This is a genomic window from Streptomyces sp. NPDC013317 (genome assembly GCF_055563155.1).
Genome location: NZ_JBVHDX010000029.1, coordinates 1 through 15,887 on the forward strand (window position 1 = coordinate 1; position 15,887 = coordinate 15,887).

Here is a 15,887-nt window from a genome sequence, read left to right on the forward strand (position 1 = left end):
TGTGAGCCCTGGCCGGTGAAGAGGAACGCGGTCTTCCCGGGGTTCACGACACCCGAGACCACACCCGGCGCCGGCCTCCCCTGCGACACCGCCCGCAACCCGTCGACGAGAGCCGACCGGTCGGAGCCGAGCACCACCGAGCGATGACGGTGGGCCGTGCGCGTCGCGGCCAGGGACCAGCCGATGTCGGCCGAGGACGCGGCCTCCCCGTCTCCGTTCCTGCCCCCGTCCCCGTCTCCGCCCCAGTTCTCGGCCCGCGCGACGAGCCGCTCCGCCTGGGCCTTAAGCGCTGCTTCCCCGGCGCCGGAGACGACCCACGGCAGGATGCCCGGGGCCGACCCGCGAGGCGTGCCGGTGTCGCCGTCCTCGTCGCAGACCGACTCGCCGACCGCATCGCCCGCGGGCGCCTGCGCGACGACGACGTGGCAGTTGGTGCCGCCCATGCCGAAGGAGCTGACCCCGGCCACGAGCGGGCGTTCGGGGTCCGGCCACGGGGTCAGTTCGCGCTGCACGGCCAGCCCGAGCCCGTCCAGGTCGATGGCCGGGTTGGGGCGCTCGAAGTTGAGGCTGGGCGGCAGCAGACGACGATGAAGACTCAGCAGGGTCTTGATGAGCCCCGCGATACCGGCCGCACCTTCGAGGTGGCCGATGTTGGTCTTGACCGAGCCGACGCGCAGCGCGCGCTCCGCATCGCGCCCCGTCCCGAGCGCCGCGCCCAGGGCGGCGGCCTCGACGGGGTCGCCGACCGGGGTTCCGGTGCCGTGCAGTTCGACGTACTGCACCTCCTCCGCGGCCACGCCCGCCCGCGCCCGGGCGGCCCGCAGGACCTGCTCCTGGGCTTCACGGCTGGGGACGGTCAGGCCGTCGGTGGCGCCGTCGTTGTTGACGGCGCTGCCACGGATGACGCCGTAGATCCGGTCGCCGTCGGCGACGGCGCGTCCCAGCGGTTTCAGGACGACGACCCCGCTGCCCTCGCCGGGCACGAAGCCGTTGGCGCGGGCGTCGAAGGTGTACGTGACTCCGTCCGGCGACAGCGCCCCGAACCGCTGCTCGGTGACGGTGTTCTCGGCGAGCAGGTTGAGGTTCACGCCCGCCGCGATGGCGGCGGTGGACTCGCCGTGCCGCAGACTCTCGCAGGCCAGGTGCACGGCGACGAGCGAGGAGGACTGGGCGGAGTCCACGGTCAGACTCGGTCCGTGCAGGCCCAGCAGATGCGAGATCCGGTTGGCGATGACGCTCCGGTTCACTCCGGTCATCGTGTGCTGGGTGACGGCCTCGGCGCCGTGCTGGTAGACCAGATTGGTGTAGTCGTCGCGCAGGGTGCCGACGAACACGGAGGTCCTGCTGCCGCGCAGCGACGCCGGCACGATGCCCGCGTCCTCGAGCGCCTCCCAGGCCAGTTCCAGCACCAGCCGTTGCTGGGGGTCCATGGCCGCCGCCTCGCGCGGCGAGACGGCGAAGAAGGCGGCGTCGAAATCGGCCACGGTGTCGAGGAAGCCACCGCGGGTGACCGCGCTCGCGGCGCCTTCGGGCCAGCGGTCCGCCGGTACGTCTCCGATGGCGCTGACGCCGCCGGCCAGGAGCTCCCAGAACGCGGCGGGCCCGTCCGCCCCGGGAAGCCGGCAGGACATGCCGACGACGGCGATCGGCTCGTTCCGCTCGATGTCCGTGCCGACCGGAGTCGCAGGCTGCTCACTCATCATGACCTTCGGCTGACCTTTCAGAAGGGGGAGTTCTCGAGGGGCGGGCGGGCCGCTCGGTCAGGCGGGAACCGCCAGCCGGTGCGCCTGCTGGTCGCGCAGAATGGAGCAGACGTCGGTCAGGGCCCACTCCAGCCGGTCGATGTCCTCGTCGGTGAGGAACACCGAGGGCTCGAAGCGCAGGGTGTGGACGGCGCTGGCGGTGGGGAAGGTGCGGATGCCGTGGGCGTTGAGCAGGTGCCCGGCGACGACGTAGCCGAAGAGCCCGGAGCGTGCCGCCTCGCCGATCGCCTCGGACGCGGCGCCGGACTGGTCGTGGAACTCGAACCCGAGCATGAGGCCGCTGCCCCGGACGTCCTTCACCACGTCGGGGTAGCCGGCGCGCACCTTGCCGAGCATGGTCTCCAGCGCCGTTCCGCGCTCGACGGCCTGCCGGTACACGCGGCCGCCGTCGGCCTCCAGCAGCTCCAGGACCTTCAGCGCGATGTGGCACGAGAAGCTGTCCTTGGCGAACGTGGAGCTGTGCACGAGCTCGAAGTGGGGCTGGTAGCGGGCCTCGCGCACCAGCATCACGGCCGCCTTGGCGATCCCGCCGCCCAGGGACTTGGCGAGCGCGTAGTAGTCGCCGCGCAGGCCCAGGTGGGAGCTGGCGAGCAGCGCTCCGGTACGGCCCATCCCGCTCTGGACCTCGTCGACGACCAGCGGGCAGTCGGCCGCCGCGCCGAACTCCTGGATCCGGCGGGCGAACTCCTTCGACAGCGGGTGGATCCCGCCCTCGCCCTGGATCGGCTCCAGAAGGAACGCGCAGAACGCGGGGTGGGGCCGTTCGACGAGCCGGACCTCGCCGTCCTCGACGGCCGGACGCAGCAGCGGCCGCCGCTCCTGCTCGAGGATCTCCCGCAGGACGTCCGGGGCGTCCCGGGGCACGAACCGGGTACGCAGTCCGAGCGCCGCGAACGGGGTCCGGTACCCGGCGTTGTGGGTCAGCTGGACGCTGCCCATCAGCTTGCCGTGGAAGCCGCCTTCGAGCGCCAGGAGCACCGGAGGCTCGGCGCTCCGCTCCTCGTTCCTGCGGGTGACCTCGGCGATCACCGCCTCGATCGCCCCCTCGGCGCCCCCGTCGACGCCCCCCTCGGTCGCGTCCTGCCCGGCCGCGGGGCGGGGGACGCCCAGGCGCGTGAACACCTCGTCGGGCACCGTCGCGAGCCCCGCGTCCACCGCCGTACGGACCTCGTCGATGCCCTCCGCGATGTCCGCGACGATCGCACCGAGGCGTACCACCCGGTCCATCTCCGCGTGCTTGACAGCCGCTTCGACCGCCTCGGCGCCGCTGTTGGCGAAGGTCGCGTAGTAGGGCTCGTCGGTGCCGGTCTCCCGGTGGACGATCCGGTTCAGTTCGGCGGCCAGTGCGTTGGCGTACGGGTGGGAGGAGAACTGCGCGTGCACGGGCGCCTGTTCCTCCAGGAGCCGCTGGGCGCGGGCCACGATCTCGGGGTGGTTGTGCCCGAGGATCAGCGACCCGTAGCCGCCCGCGAAGTCGAGGACCGGTATCTCGCCCCCGTCCTCCCCGCGGCGGAAGAGCGTGTTTCCCTCTCCGCGGACGTATTCGACGTCGAGTCCTGCCGTGGCCAGCAGCGCGCGAAGATTGGGCTCGGCGAGTTCCGACATAGCAGCTCCTGAATTCATGTCACGCCTCCCTGTCGAACGCGGACCGATCTCTTCGAATCGGCACCGGCCGCATTCCTGGCGCTCCCTCGGGGGAAGTCGCTTCCATCCTGTTCCGCCCATGCCAGTCGGCGGTCACGAGAAAGTCATCCGCACCAGCGTGGGTGATCGATTACCTGACGATGGACACGGCGGGGGAAGCCGGCCCGCCGGAGTACGACGACCGGTCGCGGGGGCTCACGCGGCGGCCGGATCCCTGGGCTCGCCGATGCTCTGCAAGGCGTCGTTGCGCGACGCGGCGAGCAGGAACTCCACGAGTTCCTCGTGGGTGATGCGCTGGGGCGGGTCCAGCGTGACCGTGGTCGTGTGACTCCTGCCTCCGGCCCAGGAGGGCCTTCGGGCGAGGAGTTCCGGCCCGGAACAGGCGACCACGAACAGGCGCCCCACCCCTGCGGACTCCGCCAGTTCCTCGACGGTGTCCAGGGTCATGTCGGGGGCGCGGTGCAGGTCGTCGACGCAGAGCGTGATCGGCCGCCGTTGCGCCGCCTCCTGGAAGAACTCCCGCCAGGAGAGCAGTACTTCACCGGGGCACAGTTCACCGAAGTGGACATCGACCCCCGCGGACGCGAGGAGCGGGCGCAGCCGGTGCAAGGGCAGGTCCGCCGCCCCGTCGGAGGGATACAGCGCACGGACCTCCCGCTCCAGCGCCGCGTGCACCGTCCCCTCGTCGTCGTCGGGCCGCACCCCGCAGTAGGCGGCGAGGAGCCGGCCCGCCATCGCCAGGGGTGAGCCGTCGCGGCCCTCGGAGGCACGGGCCGACACGACCAGCGGGCCGTCCGGTTGTTCGGCGGCCCAGCGACCGAACTCGCCGAGCAGCCGGCTCTTCCCGGTACCGGCGTCCCCGAGGATCGTCACCAGGTGGGGTACGGCACGGTGCCGGGTGCGTTGCGCGAGGCCGCGCAGGACGTCGAGCTCCACCGCCTGCTCGGTACCCGCCGCGCCCGCCGACCGCGCGCCCAGGGCCTGCCAGGCCGCGGCGGCGCTGTCGCAGCGGCGGTAGACGACGGTCTGTTCGCTGGCGCGGCGGACCGCGTCGCTGACCCGCACCTCTCCCTCGGGCACCGACCCCAGCAGGGCCTGGGACTCGTCGAGGACGGCGCCGACCACGGTGGGCCCCTCCTCCCGCCCCCGTCGCCGCAGCAGGACCTCCCCCTGGGTGATGGCGGCCCGCACCGTCGACTGCGCGGCGCCGGCGCCGCCCGAACCGGTGGAGACGTCCAGGACGTCCCGGACCGCGAGGGCCGCGAGAACGGCGTTCGCGGCGTCGCTCTCGTGCGGGTCGTCGAGTCCGAACAGGGCCAGGGACACCGAGCCGATGGAGGCCACGACCGTACCGCCGAACCGTTCGACCTGCTCCCGGACCAACAGGGCGGCGCCGTCGAGGAGATCGTCGAGTTCCTGCTCGGCACCGCTGCCCAGGGAGGGTGCGAGACGGGTGCGCAGGGAGACCACGCTGACCTGGCGACGGTCGGTGCTCGTCCGGCGCGCCGCGGCGGAGGGGTCGGTCTCGCCGGCCGGTCCGGTCCGCCCCGCTTCCGCCCCAGGCGCGTCAGCGGCGCCTGGGACCGGCTCGGCCGCGACCCCCGGCAGGTCGACCGCCCCCGCCGGTGCGGCGGGCGCGACGGGCTCCGCCGAGAGGACGTCGCCCGACGGAGTCTCCCGGGCGGGCATCCGCTCCGACATTCCCTCAGACATCCGTTCCGGCGCCCGTTCCGGCATCCGCTCCGACATCCGCACCGGCACGTGCTCGAAGGCCAGGGAACAGTCCTGAGCGAGAATCGACTGCTGCAGCCGCTGCAGACCGCGGCCCGGCTCGAGGCCCAGGTTCTCCACCAGGACCGCCCGCACCCGGCTGTACTCGGCGAGTGCGTCCGCCTGCCGCCCGCACCGGTACAGCGCCAGCATCAACTGGCCGCAGGACCGTTCCCGCAGCGGCTCGGCGCGCACCATGGTCTCCAGCTCGGCGAGGATCTCGTGATGCCTTCCGCAGGCCAGCTGCGCCTCGAAGTAGTCCTCCATCACGTCGAGGCGGGTGTTCTGCAGAGCGACCAGCTCGGGCCACTGGACCCCGCTCTCCACCAGATCGGCGAGGGCCGGGCCCCGCCACAGTGCCAGCGCGTCACGCAGCAACGGCGCCGCCGACCCGGGAGTCCCCTGGGACAGCAACTGCCGCCCCTGGCCGACCCAGGAGTGGAACAGATGAAGGTCGACCTTCTCGGGTTCCACCCGCATCATGTAGCCGGGCGGCTGCGTCAGCAGGGTCGCGGTGTCGCCGCCGGCCGAACCCCGGACCGCGGACAGGGCGCCGCGCAGCCCGTAGACGGCGTTCTGCAGGATCTTGCGCGCCGTCATCGGCGCGTCGTCGACTCCCCACAGGGCGTTCAGCAGCTGGCTCGTGGCCACCGCCTTGTTCGCGTTCAGGAGCAGGAACCCCAGGGTGGCTCTCTGCTTGGTGCCGCCGAGCACCACCGCCCTGCCGTTGTCGACCACTTCCATCGGACCCAGCACTCGGAACTGCATCGATCCCCCCGCTACGCTCCATGGCCGCCCGGAGGCGTCATTGGCGGCGATTCCGCGGCACCAGCCTGCACGACGCCGGTCCAAGCCCACACAAATCTCGAACAAGGCGGACGGCCGGGCTCAGCGCGCCCCGGACACCGTCGCCGGCCGCCCCGCCGAGGGAAGCGGACGTGTCACAGCGACTCCCATGGGGGTGAGCGCGATCGCGGTCAGCAGGATCCCGTCGCGGCGCAGCCAGCCGCCCTGGAACGTCCCGACCCGCTGGCCGCCGATCTCCGGCCCCGGGACCAGAAGGCGGGCCTTGAAGCTCCCCCGCTCCGGGTCGACCGTGACCACGGCCTCATGGAAGTCCAGCCAGCGGCCGGTCAGCGGGTACCAGGCCTTGTACACACTCTCCTTGGCGCTGAACACCAGCCGGTCCCAGGCCACTTCGGGGTGACGCGCCCTGAGTGCCGCCACCCGGTCCCGCTCTTCCCCGACCATCACCAGCTCCCGGGTGCCCTCGTCCCTGATCGGCAGGTCGGGCTCGGCGTCGATCCCGATCGTCGCCAGGTCCGTGGCGTACGCGACGGCGGCCGCGCGGTATCCCCGGCAGTGGGTCATGCTGCCGACCGTCCCGGCGGGCCAGACCGGCGCGCCGCGCTCGCCGTTGAGGATCGGGGCGGGTGACACGCCGAGCTCCCGCAGCGCCTTTCGGGCGCAGAACCGTACGGTGGCGAACTCCCGCCGACGCTCGTCCACCGCGCCTGCCACCGTCCGCGCCTCGGCCGGGTACAGCACGGATTCCGGACGATCGTGTCGGGTGTCGGCGACGGCCAGGGGCACGGGCAGCAACTCATCGATCATCCGAAAGGCTCCGTCTCGTCCGTGCGACGCGATCGCGTCAGGGGTTCGGCGTCGCCCTCGGCAGGATCTGCACCGGCAGCGCGGGGGCATCGGCCCGACGCTGCCACTCCCTCGGGTAGCCGAGGGACACCTCGCGGTGCGGGACGCCGTCGTGGTGGATCAGGCGTGGGATGTGCAGGTGGCCGTAGACGACCTCGACCGCGCGGAAGCGCGTGGGCCAGTCGGCCGTCGCCCGGGTGCCGCACCACTGGGCGAACTCGGGATGACGCAGGATGTGCGTGGGTTCCCTCACCAGCGGAAAGTGGTTGACCAGGATCGTCGCCCGGTCGTCGGGGACGGCGGCCAGACGGGCCTCGGTCGCGGCGAGCCGGGCCGCGCACCACGCCTCTCGGCTCGGATACGGGTCGGGGTGGAGCAGGAACTCGTCGGTGCACACGATCCCGGCCGCCTCGGCGATGGCGAGGCTCTCCTGCTTGTCGCGCGCGCCGGGCGCGAGGAACGAGTAGTCGTACAGGACGAACAGGGGCGCCACCGCGACCTCCTGGTCCTCACCCCGCCACACGGGGTAGGGGTCCTCGGGAGTGACGACACCCATCGCGCGGCAGGACTCCACGAGGTGGTCGTAGCGTTGCGCGCCGCGCAGCTGCACCGGATCGTGCGGATGGGTCCACAGCTCGTGGTTGCCCGGTGCCCACACCACGGTGGCGAACCGCTCGCTCAGCAGACGCAACGCCCAGACGATGTCCTCCACGAACTCGCCCACGTCGCCGGCCACGATGAGCCAGTCGTCCGGAGAGGTGGGCCGCAGCCCCTCGACGACGGTCCGGTTCTCCTTGTGGCGTACATGCAGGTCGCTGACGGCCAGCAGCCTGGGCACCCGGCGTCCGACGGTCATCCGCGCGCCGTCGCCACGCCGGAGGCACAGGCGGTTACGCACGCCGTGGCGACCGCCTCGGACACCTCGGCGAGGTGGGCGTCGAGGAAGAAGTGCCCGCCGGAGAACACCTGCGTGACGGTGCGGGCAGTCGTGAACTCCGCCCACTTCTGGGCCTGTTCCACGGTCACCACCGGATCGCTGTCACCGACGAGCACGGTGAACGGGACGGTCGACGGCGGCCCCGGCTTCCACCCGTACGAGCCGATCGCCCGGTAGTCGGCGCGCAGGGCGGGCATGACCATCTCCCTGAGCTCCGGGTCCCGCAGGACCTCGGGTGTGGTGCCGCCGAGCGCGGACACGGCCCGGACGATGTCGTCATCGGTCCGCAGCCGGTCGTGGCGCCCCGGCTCGGGCCTGGGCGCGCCGCGGCCCGACAGGATCAGCGCGGACGGTCCCCGCCGTGGCGAGAGCCGGCGGGCGACCTCGTAGGCGAGGACAGCCCCCATGCTGTGGCCGAAGAGGGCGTAAGGCCCGTCGATCTGTCCCGAGACCTCGATCGCCAGGGCGTCGGCGAGCCTGTCGAGGTCGTCGACGGGCGCTTCGAGCCGGCGGTCCTGCCGGCCCGGGTACTGCGCGACCAGTACGTCGAGTGCGGGGGCGAGGGAGAGGGCGAGCGGACGCAGCGAGCTGGCCGCACCGCCCGCGTGCGGGAAACAGAACAGCCGCGGCGCGCCGGTCATGACAGCACCCTGCCCCGACGGCGGATCGAACCTGCGCAGCCACCGGCTCGCCACTCCCACCACGTCGACTCTCCCTGACTCGTCCCACCACTGACGCGGCCGTACCGCACTCCCATGGTGCGCGGTGACGTTCAAAGGACGCACAAGCCGCGCACAACGCCCAGCAAAGAAAGCACGGTTCACGCCCCGTCCGCGAGCGGGGAGGCGACGGTCGGCCTACGCGGCGCCGCAGGTCTCGGCCATGTCCCAGTCCTGGGACCCGTACGGACTCACGGGCCCGACCGGAGGCGAGGCGCTCCCTTCCGGGGTCAGGGTGCCGCAGGTCTCCGCGACGGCGAGCTGGGGCAGCATCAGCCGCCAGAACGCGGTGACGGCACGACGGGACGCCCACTCCGTGTCGATACGGGACAGCACCTCGAATCCGGCGACGATGGACGTGATCGCGAGAACGGCGTCCTCGAGCACCACGTGGGAGGTGAGCATGCCTCTCTCCCTGGCGACGATCAGCATCAGCTGCACCCAGTCCTGCCACTCCTCCCACAGGTTGACCTGGCCCTGCCAGGTCGCGTCGCTGGCCAGGCTGAATCCGGCCCGCAGGACCGGGTCGCTCAGCAGGTTCTCGGCCAGCGCCTGAGAGGTGTCGACCAGGAGTTGCAGGGGGGCGGGGTGTCGCAGCGGCACCCGTCCGGTGAAATGCAGAAGCGTCTGGGCGGCCGCGAGTTCGACCGCCTCTCCCAAGGCCCGTTTGTTCCTGAAGTGGAAGTGCAGAGCGCCATTGCTCACGCCGGCCGCCGAGCTGATCACGGCGATCGAGGCGTCGGCGAATCCGGCACGCTCGAAGACTTCGGCGGCTGAACGGATCAGATCCTGACGAGTGCGCAGCGCGCGGGGTTGCTTGGCCATGGGGCGCTCCGATGGGGACGTGAGCAACTGGTCGGGCGCACGAGAACATGCCACAGGGCAAAGGAGAATCGTTAACCAAGGGAGCGGCCACGCCGCCGAATTGGCCGGAGTGCGGCCGTCGGTGCCTGACAATCGCCGGGCTGTGGCATGACGTCTCCGACCCTCCGGTTGCGGTGCTCGGGCATCAACGTGCGGGGTGCAACTGTATGCCCCGACGACCGGATCGTAACCGGGCCCTCACGGTGCGGCGCGGTAAAGTGCCGCATGATCGCTATCCAGTTCGACCGTTTCGGCGGTCCCGAGGTCCTCGCCGTCGTGGATGTGCCGACGCCCCGACCGGGTCCGGGCGAGACGCTCGTCACCGTGGAGGCCGTCGGCGTGAACTTCGCGGACACGCACCAGGTGGACGGGTCGTACCTGACCGCCGACCTGCTGCCGTACGTGCCGGGCAGCGAGGTCGTGGGCCGTACTCCCGACGGACGGCGCGTGCTCGCCCGGGTGTCCGGCGGCTATGCGCAGCAGGCGGTCGCCAAGGAGTCCGCGCTCGTCCCGATTCCGGACGACCTCGACGCGGGGCGGGCCCTGGCCCTGATGATGCAGGGACTCACCGCCTGGCATCTGCTGCGCTCCGCCGCCCGGTTGGGCCCGGGGGAGACCGTCGTCGTCCACTCCGCGGCGGGTGGCGTGGGAAGCCTGGCCGTGCAGCTGGCCAAGGAGTTCGGCGCGGGCCGCGTGCTCGCGCAGGTCTCACCGGGCAAGGAGCGGCTCGCACGGCAGCTGGGGGCGGACGCCGTCGTCGGGTACCCCCTGGACGAGAAGGCCGACGTCATCCTGGACGCGGCCGGCGGCGAACTCTTCGACCAGGCCCTGGGATCCCTGGCTTCCTTCGGTCGGCTGGTCAGCTACGGCAACGCCTCGCGCAGCGCCTTCACACCGGTCGACCCCGCCCGCCTGGGCCGGATCAACGCCTCGGTCGTCGGGTTCTGGCTGCGGCCCACGCTCGCCGCACCGGGCGCGGTCGAAGGCCCGCTCAAGGAACTGTTCGACCTGATGGCGCGGGGTCGGCTCAACCCGGTGGCCACCAGGGCCTATCCGCTCACCGAAGCCCGGCAGGCCCACGAGGACCTGCTGGCGCGGCGCACGGTGGGCAAGGTGATCCTGATCCCCTGACGGGCCCCCTGATCCGGCCCGATCCGAGGGTCGGGCCTCAGCCGCCCGCGCCGCCGCTCCGCGCCCGGCGCCCGAGGGCGCGGACGAGTGCCGCCGGGCGGCCGTCGGTGCCGCCGAGTTCAGGGCGCTCCGACAGGACCAGCGCCGCGGACTCCATGAGGAGCGTGACCACCAGGTGCTCGTGCCGGGGGAGCAGGGGGTGTACGGCTCCGTGTGCGAGTGGCCGTACGACTCCGTGTGCGAGCGGCCCTGCGACTCCGCGCGAGAGCGCAGGACCCCGGCGGTCCGTGAGTTCCAGGGCCGCGACCAGCGTCTCCCGGCCGTGACCCTGAAGTGCGGCCTGGAGGCCCGTGCTCTGCTTGTCCTCCACGGCCATAGCGGCCGGCAGAGCCGTCTCGAAGGCGCGCATGACGGCCGCCGCGAAGGGATGGTCCAACTCCGCAGGTCTTGCCGCGGGTCGGCCGACGCCACGCGCTCGCAGCGTCGAGTGCCTGGCTCTCGCGAGCCCCTCGTTGAGCGCCGCGACGAAACTGCCTCCGACGGCGTCCCAGAAGGCGTTCTCGTCAGATGACCCCAGGTGTGTGGCCGCCATGGTGGCTCCCGCTCACCGGGGCGGGGTGACGGTCTGCTGGAAGCGGCCGTTGAAGAACAGCAGTCCGGCGTCGTCGGTGGGACTGGAGGTGCCCACCACGTCGCCGATGAATATGGAGTGATCGCCCGACTCGTGCGAGTCGGCCAGTTCGCATTCGAGCCAGGCCAGCGCGCCGTTCAGCAGCGGCGCCCGGGTGACCTCGCCCGGATGCCAGCCGATCCCCTCGAACTGCGCCGGCCCCAGAGGCCTGTGCTTGTCGGCGAAGTGCCGTGCCAGCGACTCCTGTTCCGCGCTCAGCACCGAGACACCGAAACTGCGCGCCGAGGTGATCGCCTTGTGCATCACCGCGCTGTGCGACACGCAGCAGAGCACCGTCGGCGGTTCGAGAGAGACCGAGCTGAAGGCATTGGCCGTCATTCCGTGCACATGCTCACCACCGACGCTCAGTACGATGACCCCGGTCGCGAAGCGTGACATCGTCTCGCGCAGCGCGGACGGCGCGACCTGGATTCGGTCGACGGTTTCACCTGCGGATGCATAGTTCATGCCGAACCCTTCGAGAGAACCATGGGACGAACGGTAGGGTCCGGCATTCTCTGGCCACTCATCACGAGGTAACCACACCGGCCCTGTGGGGCGAATCGTCTGCGGTCGTGCACGGGCGGGGAGCCCGATTGCCACTGGGTGACGGGCAGATGGGATCCCCGCCCGGCGGCCCGGTCAGCCCGCCTCCGGGAAATGGCCGGTCCGCCTGAAGAAGGTCACGTATTTGACGAAGAGTTCCTCCGTCAGCGCCGGGCACGCGATTCCACTTCCCTTCAGCTCGGCATCGGTCTCCGTCGTGTCCATCGCCGGATAGAAGGTGTCGGTGTCGGCCGTCATCATCTCGAAGGCGTGCAGCAGGGGCGTGATGGCATTCGCCCGGTCCGCGTCGACCCGTTCACGCCAGGTCTCCCAGTCGACCTCGTCCAGCGAGTAGCCGAGCGACCGCAACCGGTCCACGCACTCCCGCAGGCTCACCGCACTCCGGTTGAAGAGATGGAAGGTCCGGCCCGCCGCCGTCGCGCGGCCGGAGATCCGGAGGATCGCCGCGCTCACATAGTCCACCGGCAGCAGATGGAAGCGCCCGCCGGCACCGGCCGGCACCGCCCCGGCCTGCAGCAGCCCCTTGAGGCTCAGCCAGACGAAGTCGTTGGTCTGGCAGGCGCCGTTGTCCTGGTCGCCCGAGATGACGTCGACACGGTAGACGGAGACCGGCAGACCGCGCTCCCGGGCGAGCTCCACGACCTGCTCCGCGACCCACTTGCTCTGCAGATAGCCGCTGGGCAGCCGCTCGGCGGGGCCGGTCGGGTCGCTCACCTTCAGGGGAACGCCGGGCGTCACCGCGCCTTCGAAGACGCCGACGGTCGACACGTAGTGGACCGGTACGGTGCGATGGCGCGCCGCCAGGCGGAGCACCTCCTCCGTTCCGCCCACGTTCGAGGCCTTCAGACTCTGGTACGGGTGGAGCCAGTGCACCTGGGCCCCGTTGTGGTAGACCACGTCGACCGTCTCGGCGAGCCGGTCGAAGTCCTCCTCGGACAGACCGAGCCGCGGCTCTGCCAGGTCACCCACGATCACCGAGAGCCGGTCGGCGTCCACCGCGTCCCACACCTGGTAGCGCTCCAGGTTCTCCCGGAGCCGGGCACGGGCCCGTACCGGGTCGTCGCCGCGGACCAGGCAGTGCACCCGCGCCCCGGTCGAGCGCATGAGGTCCCGCAGCAGGAACGCGCCGAGGAATCCGCTCGCGCCGGTCAGGAGCACCTCGCGAGGGTCGCCGACGGAGCGGACGACCTCGGCCGCGGGCCGGATGTCATCGGAGAGGCGCACCTCGTCGGCGAAGTCCTGGGAGGCCACGGGGTCCGAGGACTCCGGCCCGCGGGAACCCGAGCCCGCCGTACGCCGGGTCAGCTCGTCGTGCACGAAGGCCGCCAGGGCCACCGGAGTGGGATGGTCGAAGACCACCGTGGCCGGCAGCCGGCCGCCGACGAGCGCGCCGCACCGATTGCGGAGCTCCACCGCGGTGAGCGAGTCGAAGCCCTGCGAGAGGAACGATTCCTCGTTCTTGATCCGCCCGGTGTCGCCATGGCCGAGCACACGCGCGACCTCGTCCCGGACCGCGTCGAGCACCAGGCCCGACCGCTCGGCGTCGGTCGCGGCGGCGGCCACCCGGTCCGCCAGCGACACCCCGGTGACGCCCGCGTCGTCGTCGGCCCTGCGGCGGCGGGGAGTACGTACCAGCCCCCTCAGCAGCGCGGGGACCTGCTCCTGGTCCCGTACGGCACCGAGATCCAGGGGTGTCGCCACGACCACGGGCCGGCCGGCACCGAGGGCGAGGTCCAGAAGCGCGGTACCGGTCCCCGGCGTGACCGGCAGGTACCCGCTACGCGCGATGCGCTTGAGGTCGGTCGCGTCCAGTCCGCCGGACATGCCGCCTTCCTGCGCCCACAGCCCCCACGCGACGGACGTGGCGGGCAGCCCCCTCGCGTGCCGGTGCTGAGCGAGACCGTCGAGGAAGGAGTTGGCCGCGGCGTACGTGGACTGGCCCGGGCCCCCCACCACGCCGGCGATCGACGAGAACAGGACGAACGCCGACAGCTCCCGCTCGCGCGTCAGCTCGTGCAGGTGCCACGCGGCCTCCGCCTTCGGCCGCAGCACGGCCGCCAGCCGCTCCGGGCTCTGGGATCCGATCAGACCGTCGTCCAGCACACCGGCGGCGTGGATCACCGCGGTCAGCGGGTGCTGCGCGGGCACGGACGACAGCAGCTCGGCCAGATCCTCACGGTCGGCGACATCGCACGCGGTCATGGTCACCTCGGCACCGAGCTCCTTGAGCTCGGCGGCCAACTCGGCGGCGCCCGCGGCCTGTTCGCCCCTCCGGCTGGTCAGCAGCAGGTGCCGTACGCCGTGCTCGCGGACGAGGTGGCGCGCGAAGAGGGCGCCGAGCGAACCGGTGCCGCCGGTGATGAGCGTGGTCCCCTCCGTGCTGCCGTACGGCGACGAGGGCACCCCCGGCGGCTGCGGGGCGTACTGGAGGCGCGGCACGAAGAGGCGTCCCGAACGGAGGGCGGACTGCGGCTCCCCGGCGCCGAGCGCGACGTCCGCGGCACCGGCGGGCGTGGTCTCGCCGTCCACGTCGACGAGCCTGAACCTGCCGGGGGCCTCCGACTGGGCCGAGCGCACCAGACCCCACAGCGCCGCCCCGGCCGGGTCCACCGGCTCACCCCTGCGCACCGCCACCGCACGCCGGGTCATGACGACGAGCGGTACATCGGCGAGACGCTCCTCCGCCAGCCACCGCTGAGCGAACTCCATGACCCGGCGGGTCACGTCGTGCGTCGCCGCGACCACATCGTCCGCGGACGGGGGAGCGTACGCCAGCACCACCGCGTCCAGCGGCTCGCCCGCCCCGACCGCCCGCGCGACTTCGGCCACACCGTCGAATCCCCGGGCCCCGCGGGGGTCGCCGCCGAGGACGCCGTACCGCATCGATGCCTCGGGGCGCGCGCCCGATGTCGACCCCGGCACGGGCAGGGGCGCCGGCATCGGGATCCAGGAGACCTGGAGCAGATGATCGGCGGTCCGGTCGGCCGCGCGAGCGATCGCGCCGCCCTCGACCCGCCCGTGGACGACGCCGGACAACACGGCGACGGGCGCGCCGCTCCGGTCGGCGACGTGCACCGTCGGGAGGCCGTCGTCCTCACCACGAGTGATACGGACCCGCACATCCGAGGCGCCACTCGCGTACAGCCGGACTCCGCGTACCGCCGTGACCGTGGGTGCGCCCGGCCCGTGATCGCCCACCGGGTTTCCGTACACGCGCAAGGCCCCTTCGAGCAGCGCAGGATGCAGGAGATGACCCGAAGCCTCCGCCGGCCCGGACAGGCTCAGCTCGGCGAAGACCTCGGATCCCCGCCGCCACGCCGCGGTCAGAGTCCGGAAGGCGGGGCCGAGGCGTACGTCGGCGCGAGCGAGCCGCTCGTGGACGTCGGCGGGGGACACGGCCTCCGCGTCCACCGGCGGCCAGGGCCCGATATCGAAGGGAGGGACGTCCGGTGCGTGCGGGCTCAGCAGCCCTTCCGCATGCAACGTCCACGGAGCGTCGCCCGCGTCGGGGCGGCTGTGGACGGTGACCTTCCGCGTCCCCGCCACCTCGTCGGGCGCGCCCACGGCGACCTGGAGGTGAACTCCGGCGCTGCGGGGGATCACCAGAGGCGCCGCCGTCACCAGCTGGTCGAGGAGCGCGCAGCCGACCTCGTCGCCCGCGCGGACCGCCAGCTCCACCAGCGCCGCGACGGGCACGACAGCCGAGCCGTGAACCTCGTGATCGGCCAGCCAGGGATGCGTACGCAGCGAGAGCCTGCTCGTGAACAACGCCTCGTCGGACGCCGCCACCGGCACTGACGCACCCAGCAGCGGATGCTCCTCGTGGCGCAACCCGAGGCTCTCCGGGTCGCCGCGCCCGCCCGAACTCTCGACCCAGTACCGCTCGCGCTGGAAGGGGTAGGTGGGGAGGTCGAGTCGCTGGGGGTTGTTGCCTTGGAAGAGGGTGGGCCAGTCGATGGTGGTGCCGTGGGTGTGTGCGGTGGCGAGGGCGGTGAGGAGGGTGTGGGTTTCGTTGTGGCCGGGGCGCATGAGGGGTATGGCGGTGGGGTCGTGGAGGGTTTGGTGGGTGAGGCTGGTGAGGGTGGTGTCGGGGCCGATTTCGAGGTAGGTGGTGGTGTTGTGGTTGTGGAGGGTGGTGAGGGTGTCGGTGAAGCGGACGGTGCCGCGGA

The 15,887-nt window shown here is 72.3% G+C and carries 11 protein-coding genes; 1 reads left to right on the top strand and 10 read right to left on the bottom strand.

The features are described 5' to 3' along the window. The 7 genes from ACZ3IJ_RS35995 to ACZ3IJ_RS36025 form a co-directional block, all read right to left on the bottom strand. A partial coding sequence (locus ACZ3IJ_RS35995; RefSeq protein ID WP_467475413.1) for a type I polyketide synthase occupies positions 1-1,700 on the bottom strand: 1,700 nt, incomplete at its 3' end. A gap of 60 nt (positions 1,701-1,760) precedes the next feature. Then, positions 1,761-3,368: an aspartate aminotransferase family protein gene (locus tag ACZ3IJ_RS36000; protein ID WP_467475415.1), complete on the bottom strand. Its 1,608-nt coding sequence runs from the start codon at positions 3,366-3,368 to the stop codon at positions 1,761-1,763. Between the two features lie 234 nt (positions 3,369-3,602). Beyond that, positions 3,603-5,945 (bottom strand): BTAD domain-containing putative transcriptional regulator, encoded by a 2,343-nt coding sequence (locus tag ACZ3IJ_RS36005; protein WP_467475417.1) that lies wholly within the window; start codon positions 5,943-5,945, stop codon positions 3,603-3,605. Between the two features lie 120 nt (positions 5,946-6,065). Next, a complete protein-coding gene (locus ACZ3IJ_RS36010; protein WP_467475419.1) occupies positions 6,066-6,791 on the bottom strand; it encodes a 4'-phosphopantetheinyl transferase family protein in 726 nt (241 codons plus the stop codon). 37 nt (positions 6,792-6,828) lie between these two features. After that, positions 6,829-7,686, bottom strand: a complete 858-nt coding sequence (locus ACZ3IJ_RS36015) for a metallophosphoesterase family protein (RefSeq protein WP_467475421.1) — start codon at positions 7,684-7,686, stop codon at positions 6,829-6,831. Beyond that, complete coding sequence (locus ACZ3IJ_RS36020) at positions 7,683-8,408, bottom strand: thioesterase II family protein (RefSeq protein WP_467475423.1); 726 nt, start codon at positions 8,406-8,408, stop codon at positions 7,683-7,685. The genes ACZ3IJ_RS36015 and ACZ3IJ_RS36020 overlap by 4 nt, the downstream gene beginning before the upstream one ends. 216 nt (positions 8,409-8,624) lie before the next feature. Continuing rightward, the gene (locus ACZ3IJ_RS36025; protein ID WP_467475425.1) at positions 8,625-9,311 is read right to left on the bottom strand and encodes a ScbR family autoregulator-binding transcription factor; all 687 of its coding nucleotides are present in this window, start codon (positions 9,309-9,311) and stop codon (positions 8,625-8,627) included. 264 nt (positions 9,312-9,575) lie between these two features. On the opposite strand from ACZ3IJ_RS36025, the gene ACZ3IJ_RS36030 reads away from it, so the two are divergent. Then, positions 9,576-10,481 carry a quinone oxidoreductase family protein gene (locus tag ACZ3IJ_RS36030; protein WP_467475427.1) on the top strand — a complete coding sequence of 302 codons (906 nt, stop codon included), beginning with the start codon at positions 9,576-9,578 and terminating at the stop codon, positions 10,479-10,481. A 37-nt stretch (positions 10,482-10,518) separates the two neighbouring features. Here ACZ3IJ_RS36030 and ACZ3IJ_RS36035 read toward each other — a convergent pair whose 3' ends face one another. The 3 genes from ACZ3IJ_RS36035 to ACZ3IJ_RS36045 form a co-directional block, all read right to left on the bottom strand. Next, positions 10,519-11,073 carry a hypothetical protein gene (locus tag ACZ3IJ_RS36035; protein ID WP_467475429.1) on the bottom strand — a complete coding sequence of 185 codons (555 nt, stop codon included), beginning with the start codon at positions 11,071-11,073 and terminating at the stop codon, positions 10,519-10,521. A 12-nt stretch (positions 11,074-11,085) separates the two neighbouring features. After that, entirely contained in the window at positions 11,086-11,619 is a 534-nt protein-coding gene (locus ACZ3IJ_RS36040; protein WP_467475431.1) for a flavin reductase family protein, read from the bottom strand. Positions 11,620-11,793: 174 nt separating this feature from the next. Further along, positions 11,794-15,887: thioester reductase domain-containing protein (locus ACZ3IJ_RS36045; protein WP_467475433.1), on the bottom strand; the 4,094-nt coding region annotated here is incomplete at its 5' end.